The sequence below is a fragment of the Arthrobacter sp. Y3221087 genome, from assembly GCF_059089905.1.
The window spans coordinates 1-3,439 of the sequence record NZ_JBNHFE010000015.1 but is presented as its reverse complement, the minus strand read 5'-3'; the positions used below and the strand labels follow the sequence as shown (position 1 = coordinate 3,439).

Below are 3,439 nucleotides of genomic sequence, written 5' to 3'. Positions count from 1 at the left end.
CGATCGAGGCAAGCCGTTCCTCCACCTCCCCGGGCAGGATCAGCTCCGGATGGAACCCCTCCAACCCCAACAGCACCGCGGTCATCGTCCCGTGCCCATGCCCGGTCGCCGCCAACGACCCGTACAGGTCCACCCGCAACGAAGCCACGTCCGTCAGCCTGCCGGAAGCCTTCAGCTCCTCAGCGAACACAGCAGCAGCCCGCATCGGCCCCACAGTATGGGACGACGACGGGCCAATACCGATAGAGAAAAGGTCGAATACGCCAACGGCCATGGTGGGAATCCTTACTAGATGTGTAGCGGGCGGTAGAGCGTCACTAAGGCGACGTGGGCACGAGGGGCCGGCGGAGCCGGACTTTTCGAAAGCGTGCGTCAAAGCGACGAAGGAGCAGCACGCGTGAAAATGTCCGGTCCGGCGGTCCCGGACCCAACCACGAGTCAGGACAGAGGTGCAATACCGGGGTAGAGGGGGTGGGCCTTTGCGAGTGCGTCGACGCGGTGACGGAGCCCGGAAAGGTCGGCATCGGCGTCGGCCGTCAAAGCCTCGGCGATGATGTCCGAAACCTCGCGGAAGGCGTCCTCGCCGAAGCCGCGGGTCGCAAGGGCGGGGGTGCCGATGCGCAGGCCGGAGGTGACCATCGGCGGGCGGGGGTCGAAGGGGACGGCGTTGCGGTTGACGGTGATGTCGATCGCGGCGAGTCGGTCTTCGGCCTGCTGGCCGTCGAGTTCGCAGTTCCGCAGGTCCACGAGGACCAGGTGCACGTCGGTGCCGCCGGACACCACGGTGATGCCCTTGGCGGTAACGTCGGGCTGGACCAGGCGTTCGGCCAGGATCCGGGCACCGGCCAGGACGCGTTCCTGGCGTTCCTTGAACTCGGGGGACGCGGCGATCTTGAAGGCCACGGCCTTGCCGGCGATCACGTGCTCCAGCGGGCCGCCCTGCTGGCCCGGGAACACAGCGGAGTTGATTTTCTTGGCGATGTCGGCGTCGTTGGTGAGGATGATGCCGCCGCGCGGACCGGCGAGGGTCTTGTGCGTGGTGGACGTGGTGACATGGGCGTGCGGCACAGGGGAGGGGTGCAGCCCCGCGGCTACCAGCCCGGCGAAGTGGGCCATGTCAACCATCAGGTACGCACCTACCGAGTCGGCGATCCGGCGGAACTCCGCGAAGTCCAGCTGCCGGGCGTAGGCGGACCAGCCGGCCACGATCAGCGCCGGCTTGTGCTCCTGGGCCAGGCGCTCCACTTCGGCCATGTCCACGGTGTGGGTGTCCTCGCGGACGCCGTACGGCACCACGTTGTAGAGCTTGCCGGAGAAGTTGATCTTCATGCCGTGGGTCAGGTGCCCGCCGTGGGCGAGGTTCAGGCCCATGATGGTGTCGCCGGGCTTGATCAGCGCGTGCATCGCCGAGGCGTTCGCCTGTGCACCGGAATGCGGCTGCACGTTGGCGAATTCCGCGCCGAACAGGGCCTTGATCCGGTCGATGGCGAGCTGTTCGATGACGTCCACGTGCTCGCAGCCGCCGTAGTAGCGCTTCCCGGGGTAGCCTTCGGCGTACTTGTTGGTCAGCACGGAGCCCTGCGCCTGCATGACTGCCACGGCGGTGTGGTTCTCCGAGGCGATCATCTCAAGGCCGTCGCGCTGGCGGCCCAGTTCGTCGTCGATCTTTGCCGCGATCTCCGGGTCCAGGGCGGACAGGTCCGCATTCAGGCTCGGCGACTCCACCTGCTGGAACACTACGGTCCCCGCTGCGGCGCTCACAGTTCGCCGCCGTTCGCTGCGGCGTATTCCTCGGCGGACAGGAGCGGGCCTTCCTCGGTCACGGCCACCTTGAACAGCCAGCCGGCGCCGTAGGGATCGGTGTTGATCAGGGCGGGGTCGGCAACCACGCCGTCGTTGATTTCGACGACCTCGCCGGTCACCGGGGCGTAGAGGTCGGACACGGACTTGGTGGATTCCACCTCGCCGCAGGTTTCGCCGGCGGTCACGGTGGAACCGACCTCTGGCAGGTCCACGTAGACGATGTCGCCCAGGGCGTCGGCGGCGACGGCGGAAATGCCGATTCCCACCGGACCCGACCCATCCGCGGCAACCCACTCGTGCTCGGCGGAGTACTTCAGTTCAGCAACAACTTTGCTCATGTGTTTTTCCTTTGCTTGCTAAGTCTGGGTGGTTACTTTTGGCGTTTGTAGAAGGGAAGTTCGACCACTTCGAAGCGTTCGGGCTTGCCGCGGAGGTCGATGTCCAGGACGGTGCCGGGGGCCGAGTATTCGACGGCGACGTAGGCCATGGCCACCGGGTAGCCGAGGGTGGGGCTGGGCTGGCCGGAGGTCACCTCGCCCACCAGGGTGCCGTCCTGGAGGACCGGGTAGTGCGCGCGGGCCGCACGCCGGCCAGTGCCCCTGAGGCCCACGAGCTTTTGGCCCATGGTGGAGCCGACGCCGGCGGCCTTGATCGCTGCCAGCGCCTCCTTGCCCACGAAGTCGCTTTCCTTGGCCAGGGAAACTACCGGACCGAGTCCCGCCGCATAGGCGTTGACGTGGCGCGAGAGTTCGTTGCCGTAGAGGGGCATCCCGGCCTCGAGGCGCAGCGAATCCCGTGCGGCAAGGCCGGCGGGGACCAGCCCGTGCTCTTCGCCGGCAGCCAGCAGTGCCTCCCAGAGCGCGGGCGCGTCCACGTTGGGAACGTAGATTTCGAAGCCGTCCTCGCCGGTGTAGCCCGTGCGGGCAATCAGCAGCTCCTGGACAGAGCCGTTGACCGCGACGCCGGCCTCCACCGCGGCGTAGTACCTCAGCTCACGGACCAGGGCGTGCTGGTCAGCCGGGACGAGCTTCAGCAGGATGGCCTGGGCTGCCGGGCCCTGCACAGCGATCAAGGAAGTCTCCGCGGAAGCATCCTCAACCTTCACGTCGAAACCGGCGGCGCGCTCGAGCAGAGCAGCCACAACCGCCTTGGCGTTGCCGGCGTTGGGGACCACCAGGTACCGGTCCTCGGCACGGCGGTAGGTGATGAGGTCGTCGATGATGCCGCCGTCGGCGTCACAGATCAGTGAGTACTTGGCCTTGCCCACGGCCACCGCGGACAACTTTCCGGCAAGGGCGTAGTCCAGGAAGGCTGCCGCCTGCGGGCCGGTGACCCAGACTTCGCCCATGTGGGAGAGGTCGAACAGGCCGGCTGCGTTGCGGACGGCGTGGTGTTCGGCCAGTTCGGAGTTGTATTTGAGGGGCATCTGCCAGCCGCCGAAGTCCGTAAAGGAGGCGCCGGCCTTCTTGTGTTGCTCGTAGAGAGCTGTGTAGTTCTCAGTCATGGGCATGTCCTTAGTTTTCGAAGTCTTCGAGGGGAGGGCAGGAGCAGACGAGGTTGCGGTCCCCGGCGGCGCCGTCGATCCGGCCCACGGGCGGGAAGTACTTGTCCTGCCGGAGCGAGGCCACGGGGAAGG

4 protein-coding genes are annotated in these 3,439 nt (G+C 66.9%); all 4 read right to left on the bottom strand.

Translation table 11 applies throughout. The annotated features are described in order from the left end of the window. Window positions 1–274, bottom strand: a 274-nt coding sequence (locus tag AC5RUO_RS19920) for a serine dehydratase beta chain (protein WP_494104436.1), incomplete at its 3' end; no start/stop codon positions are given. Between the two features lie 164 nt (window positions 275–438). Further along, on the bottom strand, window positions 439–1,761 hold the full coding sequence (glyA, locus tag AC5RUO_RS19915) for a serine hydroxymethyltransferase (RefSeq protein ID WP_494012241.1): 1,323 nt from the start codon (window positions 1,759–1,761) through the stop codon (window positions 439–441). Further along, window positions 1,758–2,141 (bottom strand): glycine cleavage system protein GcvH, encoded by a 384-nt coding sequence (gcvH, locus tag AC5RUO_RS19910; protein WP_494012240.1) that lies wholly within the window; start codon window positions 2,139–2,141, stop codon window positions 1,758–1,760. Before gcvH ends, glyA begins: the two co-directional genes overlap by 4 nt. 32 nt (window positions 2,142–2,173) lie before the next feature. Next, a complete protein-coding gene (gene gcvT / locus AC5RUO_RS19905; RefSeq protein WP_494104435.1) occupies window positions 2,174–3,307 on the bottom strand; it encodes a glycine cleavage system aminomethyltransferase GcvT in 1,134 nt (377 codons plus the stop codon). Window positions 3,308–3,439 lie beyond the last annotated feature (132 nt).

Coding starts and splice junctions, on each gene's coding strand:
- gcvH (WP_494012240.1), bottom strand. CDS start 2,141: ATGAGCAAAGTTGTTGCTGAACTGAAGTACTCCGCCGAGCACGAGTGG.
- gcvT (WP_494104435.1), bottom strand. CDS start 3,307: ATGACTGAGAACTACACAGCTCTCTACGAGCAACACAAGAAGGCCGGC.